Source organism: Paenibacillus sp. F411 (assembly GCF_017582705.1).
GTDB lineage: Bacteria > Bacillota > Bacilli > Paenibacillales > Paenibacillaceae > Paenibacillus_AQ > Paenibacillus_AQ algicola.
The window spans coordinates 17,316-38,445 of record NZ_JAGFIP010000019.1 but is presented as its reverse complement, the minus strand read 5'-3'; the positions used below and the strand labels follow the sequence as shown (position 1 = coordinate 38,445).

General features: G+C 51.0%; 22 protein-coding genes. All 22 read left to right on the top strand.

The window, feature by feature from the left end:
• The first annotated feature begins 9 nt into the window (after positions 1-9).
• On the top strand, positions 10-2,043 hold the full coding sequence (gene flhA, locus JJQ72_RS17315) for a flagellar biosynthesis protein FlhA (RefSeq protein WP_208204451.1): 2,034 nt from the start codon (positions 10-12) through the stop codon (positions 2,041-2,043).
• A complete protein-coding gene (flhF, locus tag JJQ72_RS17310) occupies positions 2,040-3,473 on the top strand; it encodes a flagellar biosynthesis GTPase FlhF (protein ID WP_208204450.1) in 1,434 nt (477 codons plus the stop codon). The genes flhA and flhF overlap by 4 nt, the downstream gene beginning before the upstream one ends.
• Positions 3,470-4,351, top strand: a complete 882-nt coding sequence (locus tag JJQ72_RS17305) for a MinD/ParA family protein (protein WP_208204449.1) — start codon at positions 3,470-3,472, stop codon at positions 4,349-4,351. Before flhF ends, JJQ72_RS17305 begins: the two co-directional genes overlap by 4 nt.
• Before the next feature lie 40 nt (positions 4,352-4,391).
• Positions 4,392-5,813, top strand: coding sequence for a protein-glutamate methylesterase/protein-glutamine glutaminase (locus JJQ72_RS17300; RefSeq protein WP_208204448.1), 1,422 nt, complete (start codon positions 4,392-4,394; stop codon positions 5,811-5,813).
• Between the two features lie 23 nt (positions 5,814-5,836).
• Positions 5,837-7,903 carry a chemotaxis protein CheA gene (locus JJQ72_RS17295; protein ID WP_208204447.1) on the top strand — a complete coding sequence of 689 codons (2,067 nt, stop codon included), beginning with the start codon at positions 5,837-5,839 and terminating at the stop codon, positions 7,901-7,903.
• A gap of 54 nt (positions 7,904-7,957) precedes the next feature.
• Positions 7,958-8,419, top strand: coding sequence for a chemotaxis protein CheW (locus JJQ72_RS17290; RefSeq protein ID WP_138226107.1), 462 nt, complete (start codon positions 7,958-7,960; stop codon positions 8,417-8,419).
• A 35-nt stretch (positions 8,420-8,454) separates the two neighbouring features.
• Complete coding sequence (locus tag JJQ72_RS17285) at positions 8,455-9,048, top strand: chemotaxis protein CheC (RefSeq protein WP_243896181.1); 594 nt, start codon at positions 8,455-8,457, stop codon at positions 9,046-9,048.
• Positions 9,041-9,538: a chemotaxis protein CheD gene (locus JJQ72_RS17280; RefSeq protein ID WP_138226105.1), complete on the top strand. Its 498-nt coding sequence runs from the start codon at positions 9,041-9,043 to the stop codon at positions 9,536-9,538. The genes JJQ72_RS17285 and JJQ72_RS17280 overlap by 8 nt, the downstream gene beginning before the upstream one ends.
• A 2-nt stretch (positions 9,539-9,540) precedes the next feature.
• Positions 9,541-9,954, top strand: a complete 414-nt coding sequence (locus JJQ72_RS17275; protein ID WP_208204445.1) for a hypothetical protein — start codon at positions 9,541-9,543, stop codon at positions 9,952-9,954.
• 15 nt (positions 9,955-9,969) lie between these two features.
• The gene (locus JJQ72_RS17270) at positions 9,970-10,758 is read left to right on the top strand and encodes a FliA/WhiG family RNA polymerase sigma factor (protein WP_138226103.1); all 789 of its coding nucleotides are present in this window, start codon (positions 9,970-9,972) and stop codon (positions 10,756-10,758) included.
• Positions 10,759-10,786: 28 nt separating this feature from the next.
• Positions 10,787-12,193, top strand: coding sequence for a DUF342 domain-containing protein (locus tag JJQ72_RS17265; protein ID WP_138226102.1), 1,407 nt, complete (start codon positions 10,787-10,789; stop codon positions 12,191-12,193).
• Positions 12,194-12,227: 34 nt separating this feature from the next.
• A complete protein-coding gene (locus tag JJQ72_RS17260) occupies positions 12,228-12,539 on the top strand; it encodes a hypothetical protein (RefSeq protein ID WP_208204444.1) in 312 nt (103 codons plus the stop codon).
• Positions 12,540-12,572: 33 nt separating this feature from the next.
• On the top strand, positions 12,573-13,091 hold the full coding sequence (locus tag JJQ72_RS17255; protein ID WP_138226100.1) for a hypothetical protein: 519 nt from the start codon (positions 12,573-12,575) through the stop codon (positions 13,089-13,091).
• On the top strand, positions 13,088-13,753 hold the full coding sequence (locus JJQ72_RS17250; protein ID WP_208204443.1) for an endolytic transglycosylase MltG: 666 nt from the start codon (positions 13,088-13,090) through the stop codon (positions 13,751-13,753). The genes JJQ72_RS17255 and JJQ72_RS17250 overlap by 4 nt, the downstream gene beginning before the upstream one ends.
• A 225-nt stretch (positions 13,754-13,978) precedes the next feature.
• The gene (rpsB, locus tag JJQ72_RS17245) at positions 13,979-14,677 is read left to right on the top strand and encodes a 30S ribosomal protein S2 (protein ID WP_138226098.1); all 699 of its coding nucleotides are present in this window, start codon (positions 13,979-13,981) and stop codon (positions 14,675-14,677) included.
• A gap of 147 nt (positions 14,678-14,824) precedes the next feature.
• Positions 14,825-15,475 (top strand): translation elongation factor Ts, encoded by a 651-nt coding sequence (tsf, locus tag JJQ72_RS17240; protein WP_138226097.1) that lies wholly within the window; start codon positions 14,825-14,827, stop codon positions 15,473-15,475.
• A gap of 114 nt (positions 15,476-15,589) precedes the next feature.
• Positions 15,590-16,318, top strand: coding sequence for a UMP kinase (pyrH, locus tag JJQ72_RS17235; RefSeq protein ID WP_138226096.1), 729 nt, complete (start codon positions 15,590-15,592; stop codon positions 16,316-16,318).
• The gene (gene frr, locus JJQ72_RS17230; protein WP_138226095.1) at positions 16,318-16,872 is read left to right on the top strand and encodes a ribosome recycling factor; all 555 of its coding nucleotides are present in this window, start codon (positions 16,318-16,320) and stop codon (positions 16,870-16,872) included. The genes pyrH and frr overlap by 1 nt, the downstream gene beginning before the upstream one ends.
• A 71-nt stretch (positions 16,873-16,943) precedes the next feature.
• Complete coding sequence (locus JJQ72_RS17225; RefSeq protein ID WP_138226094.1) at positions 16,944-17,711, top strand: isoprenyl transferase; 768 nt, start codon at positions 16,944-16,946, stop codon at positions 17,709-17,711.
• A gap of 19 nt (positions 17,712-17,730) precedes the next feature.
• Positions 17,731-18,531: a phosphatidate cytidylyltransferase gene (locus JJQ72_RS17220; RefSeq protein WP_138226093.1), complete on the top strand. Its 801-nt coding sequence runs from the start codon at positions 17,731-17,733 to the stop codon at positions 18,529-18,531.
• Between the two features lie 20 nt (positions 18,532-18,551).
• Positions 18,552-19,691, top strand: a complete 1,140-nt coding sequence (locus JJQ72_RS17215; RefSeq protein WP_208204442.1) for a 1-deoxy-D-xylulose-5-phosphate reductoisomerase — start codon at positions 18,552-18,554, stop codon at positions 19,689-19,691.
• A gap of 147 nt (positions 19,692-19,838) precedes the next feature.
• On the top strand, positions 19,839-21,107 hold the full coding sequence (gene rseP / locus JJQ72_RS17210; RefSeq protein WP_407669161.1) for an RIP metalloprotease RseP: 1,269 nt from the start codon (positions 19,839-19,841) through the stop codon (positions 21,105-21,107).
• The last annotated feature ends 23 nt before the right edge of the window (positions 21,108-21,130 follow it).

Here is a 21,130-nt window from a genome sequence, read left to right as displayed (position 1 = left end):
CCGGCAGCAGTGAAGGTGAAGGATTTATCGGTTTTAGTGGGTGTCATCGGAATCGTGCTGATGATGATTCTTCCCATTCCGGACTGGCTTTTAGATGTGCTACTCGTGATCAACATCTCGCTGGCCCTGATCATTTTGTTAGTTGCAATGAATACCAAGGAAGCGCTGGAATTTTCCATCTTTCCTTCATTGCTTTTGATTACAACCTTGTTCCGGCTTTCTCTGAATGTATCCACAACCAAGCTGATCCTGTCGGAAGGAGAGGCCGGTGAAGTGGTATCGACGTTCGGAAGCTGGATTGCCGGCGGACAGATCGCGATTGGCTTCGTCGTTTTCCTGATTCTGGTTGTGGTTCAGTTTATCGTGATCACAAAAGGCTCGGAGCGGGTAGCCGAGGTAGCAGCCCGCTTTACGCTGGATGCGATGCCAGGCAAGCAGATGAGTATTGATGCGGATCTGAATGCCGGGATGATCAATGAATCACAGGCCAGAGAACGCAGGCAGAAGGTTGAACGAGAGGCAGACTTTTATGGAGCAATGGACGGTGCCAGTAAATTTGTAAAAGGTGATGCCATTGCCTCTATTATTATCCTGCTCATCAATCTGATCGGCGGCTTTATTATCGGGATGTCCATTCACGGTATGCCCTTTGGAGAGGCCATGAGCACGTATTCCATCCTGACCATTGGCGACGGCTTGGTCAGCCAGATTCCGGCATTGCTGATTTCAACAGCAGCGGGCCTGATTGTAACCAGAGCCTCCTCCGATGGAAACCTGTCTGATGACTTGGCAGGTCAGCTTCTCTCCTACCCTAAGCTGCTGTACATCGTTGCCGGAACGGTTGCCCTCTTGGGACTGCTGACCCCAATCCATTTGATTACAACGTTGCCTATTGCTTTCGTCTTGTTTATCGCCGCTCGAACGATGCAGAGCAGCCTGGATCGTAAGCAGGTAGAGGTGGAGCAGCTAGAGGAAGAACAGCAGATTGAAGAGGTCCGCAGTCCGGAAAGTGTCATTAACCTGCTGCAGATCGACCCGATTGAGTTCGAATTTGGATACGGATTGATCCCGCTGGCAGATACCCAGCAGGGAGGAGACCTGCTGGATCGTATTATTATGATCCGGAGACAATGCGCTTTAGAAATGGGACTGGTTGTTCCTGTCATTCGGATTCGGGACAATATTCAGCTCAAGCCGAATGAATACGTCATCAAGATCAAGGGGAATACCGTGGGCGGCGGAGAATTGCTGCTGAACCATTATCTAGCGATGAGCCCCGGCTATGAGGATGATATGGTGACAGGTATTGAGACGATGGAGCCGGCCTTTGGCCTTCCAGCACTCTGGATTGATGAGGCGGCAAAGGAACGCGCTGAGCTTGCCGGATATACGGTTGTAGATCCTCCTTCGGTAGTGGCGACTCATCTGACAGAGCTGATTAAACGTCACGCGCACGAGCTGATTGGACGTCAGGAAACGAAATCACTGATTGACAATCTTCGCGAAACCTATCCGGTGCTGGTGGACGAGCTCATCCCTTCAATTCTTTCTGTGGGGGATGTACAGAAGGTGCTTGCGAAGCTGCTCAAAGAGAAGATTTCAATTCGGGATCTGGTAACGATCTTCGAAACCTTGGCGGATTCAGGACAGTATTCAAAGGACCCAGACGTCTTAACAGAGTATGTCCGACAGGCATTATCACGACAAATCACCCAGCAGTACGTTCGGGAAGGCGAAGCCATGCGTGTGATCACCGTGGGGCCGGCGCTGGAGAGGAAAATCGCAGAAAGCGTACAGCAGACAGAGCAGGGAAGCTACATTGCAATGGACCCGGCTGCGACGCAGAGTATTTTCCAGAAGCTGAGTGAACAGGTGAACCGCATTATTCAAATGGGACAGCAGCCGATCCTTTTGACCTCTCCAGGAATCCGGATGTATCTTCGGCAGGTCATTGAGCGCAGCATGCAGGATATCCCGGTGCTTTCTTATAGTGAGCTTGAGCCCAACGTAGAAATTCAGAGTGTCGGAGTGGTGAACTTATGAGAGTGAGAAAGTATATCGTCGACACCATGCCGGAAGCCATGCTAAGCATACGGAAAGACCTGGGCAGTGATGCTGTTATTCTTAGCTCCAAAGAAATTAAAGTGGGCGGCTTCCTCGGTATGTTTACAAGTCGAAAAATTGAGGTCATCGCAGCTGTAGAGAAAAATGAGACCGTTAAGACAGAGAAGGCTCAGCCTAAGGCAGTCAAGCCAGATGGAGATCAGCGCGAAGCTGAGGCGGCAGCCATTGCGCCAAAGCCTCACATTCCCCGGCAGGCAGCAGCCAGCGTCTACAAGACATCAGCCAGGGTGAACACTGAAAGTCTGAAATCGCCGGAGGAGCTGGATGGCAAAGCAAAGACGCCTCAGCAAAGCGAGCCTCAAGCTCCAAGAGCAGATAAACACTTGAAACGTGAGGACGAAAGCCAATCAAGAGCAGCTGCGGAAACGGCGGCAGGAGCTCTGAGCACCACGGGATTTCGTTCAGGTGTTGCCTCGGCCAAATTCGAAGCGTGGAGCACTGAAGAAGAGCCATCCTTTAATCGAAGTGCAGCGGAGCAGAAGCTATTTGATGAAATTCGGGAAATGAAGGATTGGATTGCACGTCTGTCCCGCCAAACGGCAGCCAAGGAGGTGCTCCCGGACGCAATCGCCTCCATCCGTGACAGCTTGATCGGACAGGGTCTCTCACCGGCAATTTTCCAATTATGGGTTGAGGAAGCCGTCATGAAATGGAATGAAGCTGGCGGTGAGCTGAGTGCAGAGGAGTTAAAAGACTTGTTTATTTCTCAGGCCGCCAGCTTTCTAGAAGGTAGAATCGGCGGGGGGATTCAGCCGGATACCCGTATTGTTTATGTGGCTGGCCCGACGGGGGTCGGAAAGACGACCACGATCGCCAAGCTGGCAGCGGAGCAGATGTTTAAATATCGGCGAAAGGTTGGCTTTATTACAGCGGATACGTACCGAATTTCGGCGGTAGAGCAGCTGAAGACCTACGCTTCAATCCTCAATTTGCCGATCGAGGTAGTTCAGACTTCTGAAGACATGCAGAGGGCGCTGGAGAATTTGAAGGCGTGTGATCTGATTCTCATGGATACGGCAGGACGTAATTACCGGAGTGAGCTGTTCGTCTCCGAACTGCACAGCCTGCTTCCTGAGAATCATGAAAGTGAGACTTATCTTGTGCTCAGCTTGACATCAAAAAGTGAGGACATGGAGCACATTACAGGTCATTTCAGCAAGTATGGACTCGATAAGGTGATATTTACAAAGCTCGACGAAACGGGAAGCTGCGGAGCCATCTATAATCTGTTATCCACTTTCCCGGTTCAGCTATCCTACATGACGAACGGACAGAATGTACCGGATGATCTGCTGATGCCGGATAAGAATATGCTGGCTAGGATGCTGTTCGGGGAGACTCCCGCATGAGCGATCAGGCAGAAGCGCTGCGGCAGTTAGCTACATCACAGGCCTCTGCAGACATGACTGCGGTTCCGCGTTCAGCCCGATTCATTACTGTCTGCAGCGGGAAGGGCGGCGTAGGCAAATCCAACTTTACTTTGAATTTTGCGCTGGCACTGCAGCAGCTGGGCAAGAAAGTGTTAATTTTTGATGCAGATCTTGGCATGGCGAATATTGACGTTCTCATGGGCGTTTCCTCAAGGTATAACGTGTATCACGTGCTGCGCCAGGAGAAGAGTCTTGCAGAGGTGATTCATCACGGACCCTATGGCCTGCCATTTATCGCTGGAGGCTCCGGCATCGCAGATATGTTTGCAATGACCGATAAGGATGTTAGCCGCTTTATTCAGCAGATGGAAGCGCTGGCCAGTGATCTGGATTATATTCTGTTTGATACGGGAGCAGGGTTATCCCGGGAAAACATTAATTTTATTACGGCTGCGGATCAATGTCTGGTTGTGACGACACCGGAGCCCACGTCGGTTACGGACGCTTATGCCTTGATCAAGGTGGTTCATAATAACCATCCGGAAGTTCCCTTTACCTTAATGATTAACCGGGCAGGGGATGCTCAGGAAGCCCAGGAAACGTCCAGCAAAATCATTCTAACTGCGAAACGGTTTTTGCAGCTGGATATTTCTCTTCTGGGATATGTCCGTGATGACCAGTCCGTATCCAGGTCTGTGAAACGGCAAGTTCCCTTTCTGGTCGGATTCCCGAAAAGCGAGGCATCCAGGGACATTGAACGCCTGGCGGCGAATTATGCCGCTGTGCCATTCAAGGACAGCGGCGCTGTCCATAAGGGTGTCAAGGGTTTCATGCAGCGTTTTCTTAAGCGAAAATAGCCGTATCATGCGGACGAATATAACTGAGGTGTAGACATCTATGAGGCCTTTTCGTGTGCTGGTGGTTGATGATTCCAAATTCATGAGACAAATCATTACGGATTTGATCCAAAAGGATTCCCGATTTCAGGTCGTCGGAACGGCTGCCAACGGAATTGAGGCTTTAGAGAAAGTAAGAGAGCTGAATCCTGATCTCATTACCATGGATGTGGAAATGCCGGAAATGAACGGGCTGGAAGCGCTAAAGCGCATTATGCAGGAACAGCCAAAGCCTGTAATTATGCTGTCCGGTATTAATGAGCAGGGAATGAAGGAAACCATCCTGGCATTGGAGTCCGGCGCATTTGATTTCATACGCAAGCCCTCTGTCGTGCATGACCAGGACATCAATAATGTGGCCAAGGAGCTGAACAAGCAGCTCAGTGCAGCGATTCAGGCTAAAGAGCGAAGAGCGCTTTGGGAAGAGGAGCAGAAGGTAAAGGAATCCGGTGAGCCCCGGACGCAATCTTCTCGGAATGCCACCGGGACATTACCATCTATGGATGCAGGCCCTGGTATACCGGGGAAGGACCGGCAAGATAAGGCGCAGAGCGAGCAACGGCGAGGAGCCGGCAGCCCAAAAGACATTGAATCAAAGCCGAAAGGTCAAGCAGTACGGAAGCCTCCTGAGGCCCGTCAAGCTGCTGAGCGTCATGAGAGTACTAACGCTGGCCGCGATCACTTCAAGCGAAGCAAGCCGAAACCGACGCAGCAGGCTGACCCAGCCGCAGCCACGGAGACGACCAGCAAGGTTTGGGGTCATCAAAGTAGACCGGGTGAGCCTGTGCTAGAACGCGGTGCAGGGAGTCAGCATAAGGCACATCAGACAAGTCCGGCCCTGGAGCATATTGTTGCAGTTGGCTGCTCTACCGGTGGACCGAGAGCTTTGAGAACGCTGCTAGAGCGGCTTCCGGCAAATTTCCCGGCACCGGTCGTTATTGTACAGCATATGCCGCCTAATTTTACAAAATCGCTGGCTGCACGTTTAAACACATTCAGCCCGTTACACGTGCAGGAAGCCGAGCAGGGGATGGTTCTAAAGCAAGGCTGTGCATATGTTGCACCGGGGGGACACCACATTCGAATTGTGGAGTCGGCCGGCGGGGAATGGATCATCAGGGTTTCTCAGGAAGAGCAGGTAAACGGCCACCGCCCATCGGTTGATGTCCTGTTTGAATCACTGCTCCCTTTTCAACATATAAAGCGTCACGCCGTATTGATGACCGGTATGGGCAGTGACGGAGCCAAGGCAATGAAAATGCTGTATGACTCGGGTGTGTCTTCAACCATAGCTGAAAGTGAAGAGACCTGTGTTGTCTATGGTATGCCTCGTTCCGCCGTTGAGCTGGGCTGCGTGAGTCATGTGCTCCCGCTTCATTCCATTCCGGACAAGTTGATTCAAGCAGTGAAAAACGGAAAGTGAACTCATGGAGGAGGTGTCTCGCAATGGACATGAATCAGTATTTAAGCATGTTTATTGATGAGTCCAATGATCATCTGCAATCGCTAAATGAAAATATGCTGCAGCTGGAAGCCAGCCCGGATGATTTGAGTATTGTTCAGGTCATATTCCGCTCGGCCCATACTCTTAAGGGTATGGCCGCCACAATGGGCTTTGAGGATCTGGCCTCACTGACGCATAAGATGGAAAATGTGCTTGATCTAGTTCGGAACGAGAAGCTCAAAATGCAGGATTATATTTTTGATACATTGTTCAAAAGCCTTGATGCACTGGAGTCCATGGTGCAGGACATCGTTGAGGGCGGAGAGGGCAAGGCCGATGTATCGTCTATTGTGTCATCTCTGCAAGCGATTGAGCGCGGTGAGGTTGCCGTGGCCGCTCCTGCCGCAGCGGCCGTCCCAGACCATAGTGCAGCCGTCACAGGCATTGAGCTGGACGAGTTTCAATTCTCGGTACTGAGCCAATCGATATCAGAAGGGCATCAGGTGCTGTACATACAAGTCAAGCTGCGGGATGACTGCATGCTGAAGGCGGTTCGGGCTTTTATGGTATTCGAGCTGCTGGAGCGCTCCGGGGAGATCGTCAAGACGTTCCCGGATGTCCAGGACATCGAGCAGGGAGAATTTGAGCAGGGCTTTACGCTCTATATGATTACACAGAAGCAAGCAGGAGATCTTCAGGACCAGATCATGAACATTTCTGAAATTGAAATGGCTCAGGTCATCGCTTTGGATCAGGAAACGCTGCAGCAGATGAATCAACGTAACTTGGCCGCAGCTGAGACGGCGGCAGCACAAGCGCCCACTCTTCCTGCTGCTGAGGAGAAACCTGCTGTACATTCGCCGTTAAACGCTCCGCCTGCAGTCAAAGCACCGGCCAAAGCCTCCTCTGCAGCCACACCATCAAGAACGATTCGGGTCGACATTGAGAGACTGGACGTATTGATGAATTTGTTTAGTGAGCTGCTGATTGACCGATCACGGCTGGAGCAGCTGGCCAATGAAGCCAAGAATCAAGAGCTGACTGATACGGTAGAGCATATGAGCCGGGTCAGCAGCGATCTGCAAAACATTGTGCTTAAGCTTCGGATGGTTCCTGTGGACACCGTGTTCAACCGCTTTCCGCGGATGGTACGCGATCTGGCCAAATCATTAGACAAAAAAATAGATCTGGTCATCACGGGTGCCGAAACAGAGCTGGATCGAACCGTCATTGATGAAATCGGTGATCCGCTCGTCCATCTGCTGAGAAATTCAGTGGACCATGGTATTGAGTCACCTGCAGAGCGGCTTGCTGCCGGCAAACCCGAGACAGGCACGGTAAATCTGAGAGCTTTCCATAGTGGTAACCACGTATTTATTGAAATTGAGGACGATGGCAAGGGAATCATCCGTGAGAATATTGTCCGCAGCGCGGTCAAGAAAGGCGTGGTCACGGAAGAGGAAGCCGCGGCAATGTCCGATTCTGAGGCTCATCAGCTGCTCTTCGCTCCAGGCTTCAGTACGGCTGAGGTGATCTCGGACGTATCTGGCCGGGGGGTCGGCCTGGATGTCGTAAAGTCCAAGATCAACGCGCTCGGAGGGAACGTAACCATCTATTCGACACCGGGAAAAGGAACCAATTTCTCGGTTCAGCTGCCGCTTACGCTTTCGATCATCGCTGCTATGCTCATCAAGATGGGCAGTGAGAAATATGCGATTCCGCTGAGCTCGATTGTGGAGACCGGCATTGTGAAGCAATCCAGTATTCGTACGGTGCATGGCAGCCGTATGATTCCTTTCCGGGAGCATCATATCCCACTCATTTCCTTGAGCCGGGTGTTCAGCATTCCGAGCTATAACGAGGCAGATGAGGCGGAAACCGAAATTGTCGTCATCCGAAAGGGAGAACGGCTCGCTGCGCTGGCCGTGGACGATTTTATTGGCCAGAGCGAGATCGTATTGAAAACGCTGGGTAAGTATCTGCCCGCTGTTCAGGGGATCTCCGGAGCTACGATATTGGGAGACGGCCAGGTAGCCTTGATTCTTGATCCGAACGCTTTTATCAAGTGAACCGGATCTTGCGGGTTCTCGTAAGGACTGGTTACTCATAAGGAGGGTATTAACATGGGAGAAGAAATAAAGGTTATTGTGTTTACGCTGGGCAGCGAGGAGTACGGAATTGAGGTAGACAAGGTTCAGACGATTGAGCGTATGATGCCGATTACCCGGGTTCCCAAAACCTATTCTTTTGTCAAAGGGGTTATTAACCTTCGCGGGGTTGTAATTCCTGTCATCGATCTTCGTGGCCGCTTCAGCCTGCCGGAAGTAGAGCCTACAGAGCAAACCCGTATTATTATTGTCGCCGTCAACGACATGCAGGTCGGCTTTATCGTTGACTCTGCCAGTGACGTGGTAGATTTGAACAGCGACAGTATTGATTCTCCACCAGAAGTTGTGGGTGGAATAAAGGCTAAATATCTCCGCGGTGTAGCGAAGCTCAGCGAAGAGCGCCTTCTGGTTATGCTGAACCTGTCCGAGGTGTTGAACAAGAGTGAAATTATTCAGCTAGAAGGGCTGGAGGAGTAGCCGTGGAACTATTTAAACACGGGAAAGATTTCAAGATGGATGTGCTGAAGGAGGTCGGCAATATCGGAGCCGGCAATGCGGCGACCGCATTGTCGCAGCTTCTGAATAAGCCGATTGATATGGCAGTGCCGAAGGTTCAGTTGCTTCCATTCGAAGAGATTGCTGACTGTGTCGGAGGACCAGAGGCTATCGTTCTTGCCGTGTTCCTTCGCGTAGAGGGTGATGCTCCCGGCAACCTATTTTTCATTATGACGCCGGAGGCCGGCAAGAAGCTGCTGAAGCGCCTCGCCGGCATTGAGGTGGAGGAGGGCGACAGCTTCAATGAAATGGAGCAGTCGGCACTTAGCGAAATTGGCAACATTTTGGCAGGCTCCTATCTCTCATCTCTAGCTGATTTTACGAGGCTGTCCATGACTCCGACGGTGCCGGGACTGGCCATTGATATGGCCGGTGCTGTTCTGGGCTATGGCTTGCTCCAATTCGGAGAAATGGGCGATGATGCCCTGCTGATCAACACGACATTTTTAGAAGGCCAGTACGAAGTGGAAGGCCAGTTTTTTTTAATCCCGGACCCGCAGACTTTTGCACAAATATTTGAAGCACTGGGAGTGCCTCTAGAGCATGATTGAAGAAAAAAGCATTATTAAGGTTGGCATGGCAGATCTGAATGTGTCCACCTCTGGCGGAATATTAAGAACCACAGGTCTGGGATCCTGTGTGGGGCTGACATTATATGATCCGGTTCAAAAGGTTGGCGGGATGGCTCATGTCATGCTGCCCTCCTCCGCCATTGCAAGAGAAGGTCAACTTAATCTGGCGAAGTATGCGGATACGGCGCTTCCGATCCTGCTGAACAAGCTGAGGGAATTAGGCGCGTCCCCGCTGAGGCTTGTCGCTAAGATGGCCGGGGGGGCGCAGATGTTCACTTTTGCAGGCTCTGGCGACAGCATGCGCATTGGTCCCCGGAATGTCGAGTCATGTAAAGAGGGACTGCAGCAAATGAATATTCCGCTGATCGGCGAGGATACTGGCGGAAATTACGGAAGAACTGTGGAATTGGACTGCACAACGGGTAAATTTACCATACGCAGTGTACAAAAGGAAATAAAGGAATTGTAGCCATGAAGGGAAAAATCCGATATTTTTTGTTAGCCGGAGCAGCAGGATTCATATTTACCTTTATTGTTAGCAGCGGGAACAATCTTTGGTCAACTGCCATCACCCGTGCTTGCCTTGCGTTTGTAGTTTGGGCCCTGCTCGCGGCTGTGTTAGGCGGAGTGTGGTTGGCCGTGTTCCGGCCGGGGCAGGAAGCTGATGCTCAAGATGAAGAGCGAAGCGCGGAGCCTTTAAAGGGCGCAAAGCTGGATTTATCGACTATAGAGCAAGACGATCAGGAGCTGTTAAACCTGATGAAGAATGAGCAGGAGCCTCAGAGGCAGGAGAACGGATTCACTCCACTCTCCCCACCCAAGCTGGTCACGACGAAAAATCCTGAGGAACTGGCCAAGGCCGTTCGTCACCTGAGTGAAAAATAAGGATGGTGAGGGCAATTGGACTCAAAAAAAGCATCAGCCTTGAATCATGCAGAATTATGGACGGCATGGAAGGAAGATGGAGATCTTTCAGCGAAAAAACAGCTTATCGAGAAGTATTTGCATATCGTGGATTATGTTTCGGGGCGGTTGGCCATTGGCCTCCCCCGGAACGTGTCTAAGGGAGACTTGGCAAGCAATGGAGTTATGGGCCTGATTGACGCCATTGATAAATTTGATTATAAACGCGGCCTGCAATTCGAAACCTATGCATCCTGGAGGGTGCGGGGGGCGATTTTGGATTCTCTAAGGCAAGGTGACTGGGTGCCGCGCTCAGTCCGTGAAAAAGCGAAAAAAATCGAGACAGCATACCAGCAGCTGGAGCAGAAATATTTGCGTACCGTCAGCGATACCGAAATGAGTGAATATTTACAGGTATCTGAAAAGGAATTCCGCCACATGCTTCAAGAGGTTGCCGTGATGACGCTAAACTCTCTGGAGGATCCCATTCGGGAAGAAGAGTCGGAAACGAGAATGACGCTGCTTGTGGATGAGAAGGCCAAAAATCCAGACCATAAGGTACACGAGTTTTATCTAAAAGAGGCACTAATCAAGGGCATCGGTAAGCTTACAGAGAAGGAGAAAACCGTTGTTTCCTTGTTATATTATGAGGACCTGTCTTTAAGTGAAATTGCGGAGGTCATGTCTTTATCTCCATCGAGAATATCTCAGCTGCATTCGAAAGCCATTCTACGCTTAAGGGGGGCTCTTGAGAAAGACAAAGAGCTGTTAATGCACAATGAATAAGGCGTAAGATGGAGAGGGGGGAATTATAATGTCGGTCAGCTTTGCATTGGAGCAATTCTTTCAGATCACGATTTCAGACGACAAGGCAACGGCATATATCGAGCTGGTTAACTGGGAGGAGGACTTTCACTGTGACGTCGAAAGTATGGAAGCCCTCCTAGCTGACCACCAGGTTGTTCATGGCATTCAGCGTGAAGCGCTGGAAGGCATTGCTGCCAAGCCCGCGGGGTACCAGTTTCAAAAAATAGCTGTTGCATACGCTACCCAGCCGATTCCTGGAGAACACGGTAAAATTGTTAGCATGCTTCAGAGTAAGCCGGCCGATCATCGGCCGCTTGAAACCGATGACGGAAAAGTGGACTTTAAAGAAATTACACGGCTGAACAATGTCAGTAAGGGCCAGCTAATTGCGACCCGCATACCTCCTTCGCCGGGAAAGCCGGGGATGTCTGTCACTGGAGCAGAAATGCCTCCCAAGGCCGGCAAAGAAGCGCGCTTTAAAATTGGAAAAAATGTCGTTGTGGATGCAGAGCAGGTGCATATGTACGCCGCTATTGATGGTCTGTTAACCGTGACAGATAACGGAAAAATCAACGTGTTCCCGATCTACGAAATTCACGGCGATGTGGATTACAGCGTAGGCAATATTGATTTTGTGGGAACCGTCGTGATTCGCGGCAACGTGCTTTCTGGCTTTCGCATCAAGTCTGCCGGCGATATTCGCGTCACAGGCTTTGTAGAAGGGGCGGATCTGGAGGCCGGCGGCTCGATTGTAATTAACGGCGGCGTGATTGGCTATCACAAAGGCTGCATTCAAGCGGCACAGCATGTGAAATGCGCTTTCGTGCAGGACGGGAACATCGTAGCAGGCGGAGACATTACAGTATCTCAGAGCATCATGCACTCTACCCTTCGGGCTGCACAGAGCATATATTGTAATGGCACAAAGGGATTGATTGTTGGGGGAGTTATTCAAGCTGGTGAGAAGGTCACTGCCAGAACCATCGGGAACAGCATGTCGACCGTTACAGTCCTTGAGGTCGGTGTACTGCCGGAGCTTCGTAATGAGCTGAAGGAGCTGAGAGCGCGTCAGCGGCAGCAGCTTGATCATGTCTCCAAAACAGAAAAAGCGCTGAATCTTTTGAATCAGCTTGCGGCTGCGGGCCAGCTGACGCCGGACAAGCTCGGGCTTCGGATCAAGCTGAATGCTACGCAAAAGTCTCATATGTCAGAGCTGGCGGAAACTAAGGAACGTATTTTTGAAATTGAACAGACTCTGGAGGATACCACCAAAGCTCGAGTCGAGGTTCTGAATTCGATTTATGGCGGCTCCAAAATCGTCATCGGCCGCTACACCCGATTTATCAAGGATGCGTCTCAAAGAGTAGTGTACACCTATATAGATGGTGATATTGCAATGCTTCCTATCACTTGAATGGACATTTATAATTCTGATGAGGTGATGCATCGTGAGCTTGAAATCTGTTGAGATGCAAATTGCAGTGCCGCGAACCACGGAGGCTGGAAAGATCCAACAGGAGCAGCATCAGCGCCCGTCGCAGGAGCAGCTGTTCTTGTCTGCGGAGCAGCTCAAAGACAGCAAGGAAGCCGCTCAGCGCAGTACTGAGGTGGATCAGTCGTCTGATGCCATTATGCGTGATGGCGGCAAAGGCGGATCCCAGTCTCAATCTCAGAAGCAAGGGGAAGAACTTCCAAAGGATCACAAGCTCCCGGCGGCTGATCACCCCTATAAAGGAAGAAATTTGGACATCACGCTGTAAACTATATTGAATGATAAGAAGGAGTTAACCGGTATGGGCCCATGGATTTACGTCGCCATGCTGGGATTGGCAGCTCTCATCTATGCCCGGATGCTGCCACAGCAGAAGGAACCACAGAAAGCTTCGGACCAGATTGTGAAGGAAGTTGAAGCAACGCTAGAGCAATATGCGGCTGAAATTCAGATTGAAAATGAACAGCTGGTGGAGCTGGTAGCTCGAATGAAAGAGGAGCATTCCCGTACGCTGTCTCACCATGAACAGCAGCTTCAGAGTGTTAACAATCAGCTGAAGCAAGGGGAACAAGAGATGATTATGATGCGAGAGCAGCTAGCCGGACATGAGGCCCTATTCCTCCAGCTCCAGCAGCAGCTTGCGAAGGAAGAAGCACCGCCTGAGCCCGGACTGGATCCCACGATCAAGGACAGATACAGCGAGCTGTTTGCCATGTATCAGAGCGGTAAATCCATAGACAGAATTGCGAAGGATACCGGGATGCAGAAAGGTGAGGTTCAGCTTATTATTCAGCTGGCGAAGCGGGAGGAACTGTCATGATCAAGAACAAGAGCTTTCTAAACGGCTTGGGCCTGGGCCTTATTCTGGGTGCCGTGCTGCTGCAGCTCATGTTTCTGGGACAAGCGGCTTCAAGCACTGATGAAAGTAAAACGGAGTGGACCCGGGAGGAGCTGGAGCAGGCGGCAGACAGCATCAACCTGCGCGTCCTAGAGTCACAAGAAGAGCTGATGACGGAGGAAGAGTGGTCCGAGCTTCAGAAGCAGGATGAACAGCAGCAACCAACTGGTTCTGATAATCAGCAGGGCGGCGCTGCTGCACCAAAGGCATCTCCTGCTGATCAAGGCGGCAGCTTAGAGCCTGCTGCGCCTTTCCAGCCTGAGAGTCCTGAGAAGACCACAGCACCGGAGGCGAAAGCACCTGCCCCCGCCGCAGAGCCGGCGCCGCAGAAATCAGCCCCTCCGGCGGCGCCGGAAGCACCTAAAGCTGTCTATATTAAATATAGCATTCCTCCAGGAGCACATTTAAGTGATGTCGCTGCAGGACTGAAGCAGTCCGGGGTGATTCAGGATGCCGCAGCTTTTGTGACAGCCGCGACAGAGAAGAAGATTAACCTGTCAATTCAACAGGGCACCTTCACCTTCCGCAAAGGGGAAAGCTTCGGCTCAATTATGGAGAAGATTACAAGCAAGCCTCAATCCTGACGTCCGCGGCAGCCAATGCCCGGGCGTTTTTTGCAGCTTATGCAGCCGTCAGTGGAAGGGCTCGGAAAATAAATTGCATCCCGTCCAATGATATGTTATAGTAATTGACGGTGTTAAAACACACGCTTTGGGAATTTCGTTGAGGGTGCTTTCTATGGAAAGTCTCAGCGGGAGATGAACCGGGCGGAGGGCACACAAAAAACCAAACTTAGGAGGTGTGTGAAGATGGCAGTTATCTCCATGAAACAGCTTTTGGAAGCTGGGGTACACTTCGGTCACCAGACTCGTCGTTGGAACCCGAAAATGGACAAATTTATCTTCACTGAAAGAAACGGTATTTACATTATTGACCTGCAAAAGACAGTTAAGAAAGTCGAAGAGGCATACAATTTCGTGAAAGGCCTGAGCGCTGACAACGGAACTATTCTTTTCGTAGGTACTAAGAAGCAGGCTCAAGATTCCGTGAAAGAAGAAGCTGAACGCTGCGGCATGTACTACATTAACCAGCGCTGGCTCGGCGGAACGCTGACTAACTTCGAAACCATCCAGAAGCGGATTAACCGTCTGAAGGAACTGGAAAGATGGGAAGAGGACGGCACGTTTGAAGTGCTGCCTAAGAAAGAAGTTATCCTTCTTCGCAAGGAGAAAGATCGTCTGGAGAAATTCCTCGGCGGTATCAAGAACATGAAGGGCCTTCCAAGCGCGCTGTTCATCATCGATCCTCGCAAAGAGCGTATCGCTGTTGCAGAAGCACGCAAGCTGGGCATCCCAATCGTAGGCATCGTGGACACGAACTGTGATCCGGACGAGATTGACTACGTGATTCCGGGTAACGACGATGCAATTCGCGCTGTCAAGCTGTTGACTGGTAAAATGGCTGACGCAGTTGTGGAAGCACATCAAGGCGAAGAGACTACTGCTTAATTCAAGCAGGTCACATACTATGAATTAAATGAAAAGGGTGGTTGGTAGGTGGATAACCTTTCACTGCCCTTTTTTTAAGGAATAAAAGCCTATACTTAGTTGTAAATCAGGACTGAATAGTCATAATAACCATTGGAGGGATTTGAAATGGCAGTATCCGCTAGTGCTGTAAAAGAGCTTCGTGAAAGAACAGGAGCCGGTATGCTCGACTGCAAGAAAGCGCTCGACGAAACAAACGGTGATATCGACAAGGCCATCGCGCTGCTTCGCGAAAAAGGCCTGTCTGCTGCAGCCAGCAAAGCTGGCCGTGTGGCAACGGAGGGCGTTGTTGAATCTTACATTCACGGCGGCGGCCGTATCGGCGTCCTGGTTGAAATCAACTGCGAAACCGACTTTGTAGGCAAAACCGATCAGTTCAAGGAATTTGCGCGTGATATCGCAATGCATATCGCAGCAGCAAGCCCGAAATATGTTCGTCGTGAAGAGGTTCCTACAGAAGAGCTCGAGCAAGAGAAGGAAATTCTGAAGGCTCAGGCTCTGAACGAAGGCAAGCCAGAGAAGATCGTTGAGAAAATGGTTGAAGGCCGCATCAACAAGTACTATGAAGAGTACTGCCTGATGGAGCAATCCTTCGTGAAGGACCCGGACAAAACGATCAGCGTATTGCTGAATGAGAAAATCAGCACCATCGGTGAGAACATCTCGATCCGCCGCTTCGTACGTTTTGAGCTGGGTGAAGGCCTGGAGAAGAAGCAGGACAACTTCGTTGAAGAGGTAATGGCACAAGTTAACAAATAAGCTGCTTGCAGCTGACATAGTATAAAAGAGCCGGAACACATTGTGTTCCTTCTTTTATAAAGTGGAACCAAGACGGATGCGTCAAGCTGACGTTTTAAAGTGGAGGGTATACATTTGGAACAGCCTGTATTTAAACGTGTTATATTGAAGGTCAGTGGGGAGTCTCTGTCAGGTCAAAACGGTTACGGCATTGATGCTGAAACCATATCTTCCATTGCAGAGCAGGTTCGCGACGTCGTTGAGCTGGGTGTTGAAGTAGCCATCGTATGCGGCGGCGGAAACATCTGGAGAGGCATTGCCGGTAGTGCGAATGGCATTGACCGTGCAACGGCGGACTACATGGGAATGCTGGCCACCGTGATGAATTCACTCGCGCTTCAGGATGCTCTGGAGCAGATCGGCGTGCCGACCCGCGTACAAACCTCGATCTCCATGCAGCAGATTGCTGAGCCTTATATCCGCCGCAGAGCCATTCGCCATCTAGAAAAAGGACGTGTCGTTATCTTTGCAGCCGGTACGGGTAATCCGTACTTCTCAACGGACACGACCGCAGCACTCAGAGCGGCTGAGATTGAGGCAGAGGTCATCCTGATGGCGAAGAACAAGGTAGATGGTGTATACTCAGCGGATCCATTCAAGGATGCAACCGCAGAGAAATACGAGCAGCTGACTTACCTTGAGGTCTTGAATAAAAATCTAGGCGTCATGGATTCCACGGCTTCGTCCCTGTGTATGGATAACAATCTTCCTCTGATCGTGTTCAATATTACGGAGCAGGGGAACATCAAGCGTGTGGTCCTGGGCGAGAAAATTGGAACCATCGTTAAAGGGAGTGTAGATTAATGCCGCAAACGGTCAAGAAAAATGCTGAAGAGCGCATGGAAAAAGCGATTCTGTCTTTGAAGCGCGACCTGGCCAGCCTGCGTGCCGGAAGAGCAAGCACCGCGCTTCTGGACCGGATTCAGGTGGAATACTACGGTGCTCCGACACCGGTAAGCCAGCTGGCGAACATTACGACACCGGATCCGCGTACATTAATGATTCAGCCCTGGGATAAAACCTCCCTGGGAGATATCGAAAGAGCAATCATGAAATCAGACCTGGGTCTCACACCGGCAAATGACGGCAGCCAGATTCGTCTGTCGATTCCGCCACTTACGGAAGAGCGGAGAGCGGAGCTCGTGAAAATGACCAAGAAATTTGGCGAAGAAGCCAAGGTTGCGATCCGTAACATTCGCCGTGATGCCAATGACGATATTAAAAAGATGGAAAAAACAGATATTTCTGAGGACGAGTCCCGGAGACATCAGGACGATATTCAGAAGACAACGGACAAGTTCATTGCCGAGGTTGACAAGGTGCTACTTGCCAAAGAAAAAGAGATTATGGAAGTATAGAGACTTTTGGCCCCTCCGTTAGCGGTGGGGTTTTGGTCTCTTTCAAGCAGAGTGATGCTGGAGGAAATAGAATGATCAAACGGGTTCGTTCGTGGTTGAATCGTGGGGACAGTCAGCCGGAGCTGCAGCTTGCCGCTGACAATATTCCAGAGCATGTCGCCATTATTATGGATGGCAACGGCCGATGGGCCAAGAAACGCGGTATGCCGCGCATTATTGGTCATCAGAATGGAATGAAGGCCGTCAAAAGAGCAGCGATTGCAGCGGATGATTTGGGGATCAAGATATTGACACTGTATGCTTTTTCAACGGAAAACTGGAAGCGTCCTAAGGAAGAAGTCGAATTCTTAATGAAGCTTCCGCAAGAATTTCTGGCTATTGAGCTGGAAGAGCTGATTGACAAAAATGTTCGCGTAACGATGATGGGACATCCGGAGGATCTTCCATCGCATACGCTGGAGGCAATGAAGGAAGCTGTAGCAAGAACGGCAGATAATGACGGAATGGTCTTGAATTTTGCGCTGAATTACGGCAGCCGCAAAGAGCTCACCCGTTGTATTCAGGAGATGGGTCAGGATATACACCGGGGAAGCCTTAAGCCGGAGGACATCACAGAGGAGATGATCGGCTCACGTCTGCTGTCAGGCAGTCTGCCAGACCCGGACCTGCTCATTCGTACAAGCGGAGAACTGCGTCTGAGCAACTTTATGCTATGGCAGCTGGCCTATAGTGAGCTCTGGTTCACTGATATTTTGTGGCCGGAGTTTACGGGTGCTCATCTTCAGGAGGCCGTGGCAGAATATCAACACCGAACACGCCGTTACGGCGGGTTGACCTAGTAATGGAGGTAGCTTCGGAATGAAAGAGCGGATCGTAACAGGTATTGTGGCCGGTGCCCTGTTTCTGGGGCTGTGCTTGGCTGGAGGGCTTTGGTATCATTTATTGATTTTGGCCATGTCACTGGTCGGTTATTATGAATTTGCCCGAATGGCAAAGCTTGCTCCTTTCGGTGCGACAGCCATCGTCGGTTATTTGGGAGTGCTATGGTTTGTATTTCCGTGGTCTCTCCTTGAAATTCAGCTGCAGGTGTCATTCATCCAGATCATGTGGACATTGCTGCTTCTGTTCCTGCTGGTGACCGTATTTAGCAAGAACAAAACAGGGATCCAGCTGGTCTCAGTCATGTTTCTGGGGGTTGTCTATATTGGTACTGGGTTTTCATACATTGCCGAATCGCGTGCTGCCGCTGACGGAAACGGGTTATTCTGGACCTTTCTCCTGTTTGCTTCAATCTGGGCCAGTGATGCCGGCGCCTATTTCGTAGGGAAAAAGATCGGCAGAACTAAGCTGTGGCCAGCGATCAGCCCGAACAAAACGATTGAAGGCGCGCTCGGGGGTGTGTTCATTGCGATCCTCACCTCACTTGTGTTCTCGGTATTCTCCGGCGGGATCCTGCCTGTAGGCCAGGCGCTGCTCATCGGTCTGGTTAGCGCTGTGATTGGACAACTGGGTGACCTGATTCAATCTGCTTATAAACGAGTGTACGGCATTAAGGATTCAGGCAGCATTCTGCCTGGACATGGCGGGATCCTGGATCGCTGTGACAGCTGGATCATTGTGTTTCCGTTTGTACATATTTGGGGGCTGCTGCCTTACTGAGAAAGGATAGATAACTGCTCATGAAGAAAATCAGCGTGCTCGGTTCCACAGGCTCGATCGGAACACAAACCCTGGATGTTGTCGCTAGCTTCCCCGAGCATTTTCAAATCGAGGGCCTGGCTGCCGGAAACAATGTTGAGCTGCTGCTGCGCCAGGTGCAGGAATTTAAACCGAAGAAGGTATCCGTGTCCACGCAAGAGCTGGCTGATCGTATCGCTAACGATCTTCCGGCAGGCACCAAGCTCTATTACGGCAGCGAGGGTATGATTGAGGTGGGCGCCGGGAGTGAAGCGGATATGGTCGTGACCGCGGTGGTAGGCAGCATGGGGCTGCCTTCCACGCTGGCTGCAATTGATGCCGGCAAAAGCATCGGTCTTGCGAACAAGGAAACGCTGGTGACCGCAGGCCATCTTGTAACGGCACGGGCGCGAGAGAAGGGTGTGTCTCTGCTTCCTATTGACAGTGAACATTCTGCCATCTTTCAGTGCCTGAATGGCGAGCGGATGGAAGATATTGATTTCATCACCTTGACTGCATCCGGCGGCTCGTTTCGACATTTAAGCCGGGATGAGCTTAAGAATGTCACTGTGGAGGATGCGCTGAAGCATCCTAACTGGTCCATGGGCTCCAAAATAACGATTGATTCGGCAACGATGGTGAACAAAGGGCTTGAAGTGATCGAGGCGCATTGGCTGTTTGGACTGCCCTATGATTCGATCAAGGTGCTGCTGCATCCCGAAAGCATTGTCCACTCCTTCGTTCAATTCCGCGACTCCAGCATTATGGCTCAACTGGGGAATCCGGATATGAGAGTTCCGATTCAGTACGCCTTGACGTATCCGGAGCGCTGGCACTCAGCCTCGCCGCAGTTATCCCTGGCTGAAGCCGGGAAGCTGCATTTCAAAGAGATGGACTTCGAACGTTTTCCTTGCTTAAAGCTGGCCTATGAATGTGGTAGAATAGGGGGCACGGCAACGACCGTATTTAACGCAGCCAACGAGGTTGCGGTGTCCCGTTTCTTGAACCGCGGCATAGCCTTCCTTGATATTGAAAGAATCATTGAAGCTGTGCTGGATCAGCATGAATCCATTGCTGAGCCTTCGCTAGAGACCATTGCCCACAGTGATGCATGGGCCCGAAAAGTGGCTGCTGAAATCTAGAGGCACGGGCGGTGTACTCCGGTCATGTCCAAGTTTCCCCTAAAAAAGCTAAGCGTCTTTGATTCTCTTGTCCGAGACGTGAGAATAATGATAATCTAGAAGAACCTGCTGCGTTCTCAGATGAAAAGGGGGATGTCAATTTTGGAAATGGTTCAGGTTGTTTTTTTGACGGTGCTGATGTTTTTCGTCATCGTCACGGTGCACGAGTGGGGACATTATTATTTCGCCAAGCGCGCCGGGATATTGGTACGTGAATTTGCGATTGGTTTCGGTCCGAAACTGTTCTCGTATAAACGTAATGAAACTCAGTTTACGCTGCGGCTGCTGCCGTTTGGGGGCTACGCCCGCATGGCCGGGGAGGACCCGGAGCTGGTTGAGATTCAACCGGGGCAGACGATTGCCGTTCGACTGGACAAGGACCAGAAGGTAAAGCGGATTTATCTGGATCAGCTGGACACCCGCAAGAATGTGCTGCGCGGGGAAGTTCAATTCATTGATCTGGAGGAGCGCTTGTCGCTGCGTCTGGACGTAGACGGAGAGCTTCAGCAATATGAGGTGCATCCTCAAGCCATGATGGTAGCTAAAGGCACAGAGACGCAGATTGCACCAAAGAACCGTCAGTTTGGCAGCAAGACGGTGGGACAGCGATCGCTGGCGATCTTTGCCGGACCGCTGATGAACTTTTTGCTGGCCTTTGTGCTCTTTGCTCTCCATATCCAGATGGCAGGAATTCCGATTGAGAATCCGACATATGTACAGATCGGCGAGATTACAAAAGGGATGCCGGCTGACGAGGCGGATTTGCGTGAGGGAGATATCATTGAAACGATTAACGGTACGGCTATCGGACCCGATTACGCCAAGATGATTGAGCTGATTGCCGCATCGAAGGACAAGGCGATGGATTGGACCGTGCGCCGGGGGGATGAAGTGTTCAATGTGACGCTGACACCGCGCTCTATGGAAGGCCAGGAAGGCGGCAAAGTCGGCATCATACCAGAGCTTCCCAGCCGCTCAGCCGGCTTTGGCGAGACCGTTGGCGGGGCAGGAAATGCAATGGTGGATACCACCGGCATTATTTTTCAAGGGTTCCGCCAATTAATTCAGCAGTTTAATATGGATGATCTTGGCGGTCCGGTGCGCACCTTTGAGGTGACGGGTCAAATTGCGAAGCAGGGCATTGAGCAGCTGACCTATTGGGCAGCCATTCTCTCTCTGTACCTGGGCATCTTCAATCTGCTTCCGATTCCTGCGCTTGACGGAAGCCGCCTGATCTTTTTGGGAGTGGAGGCGCTGCGAGGCAAGCCGATTGATCCCAACCGGGAAGGCATGGTCCACTTCGTAGGCTTTGCTATGCTGTTCCTGTTGATGATTGCTGTAACCTATAACGATATTTTACGCCTGATTAACGGGTAGTGTAGATGTGCGGCTGGTTCGGC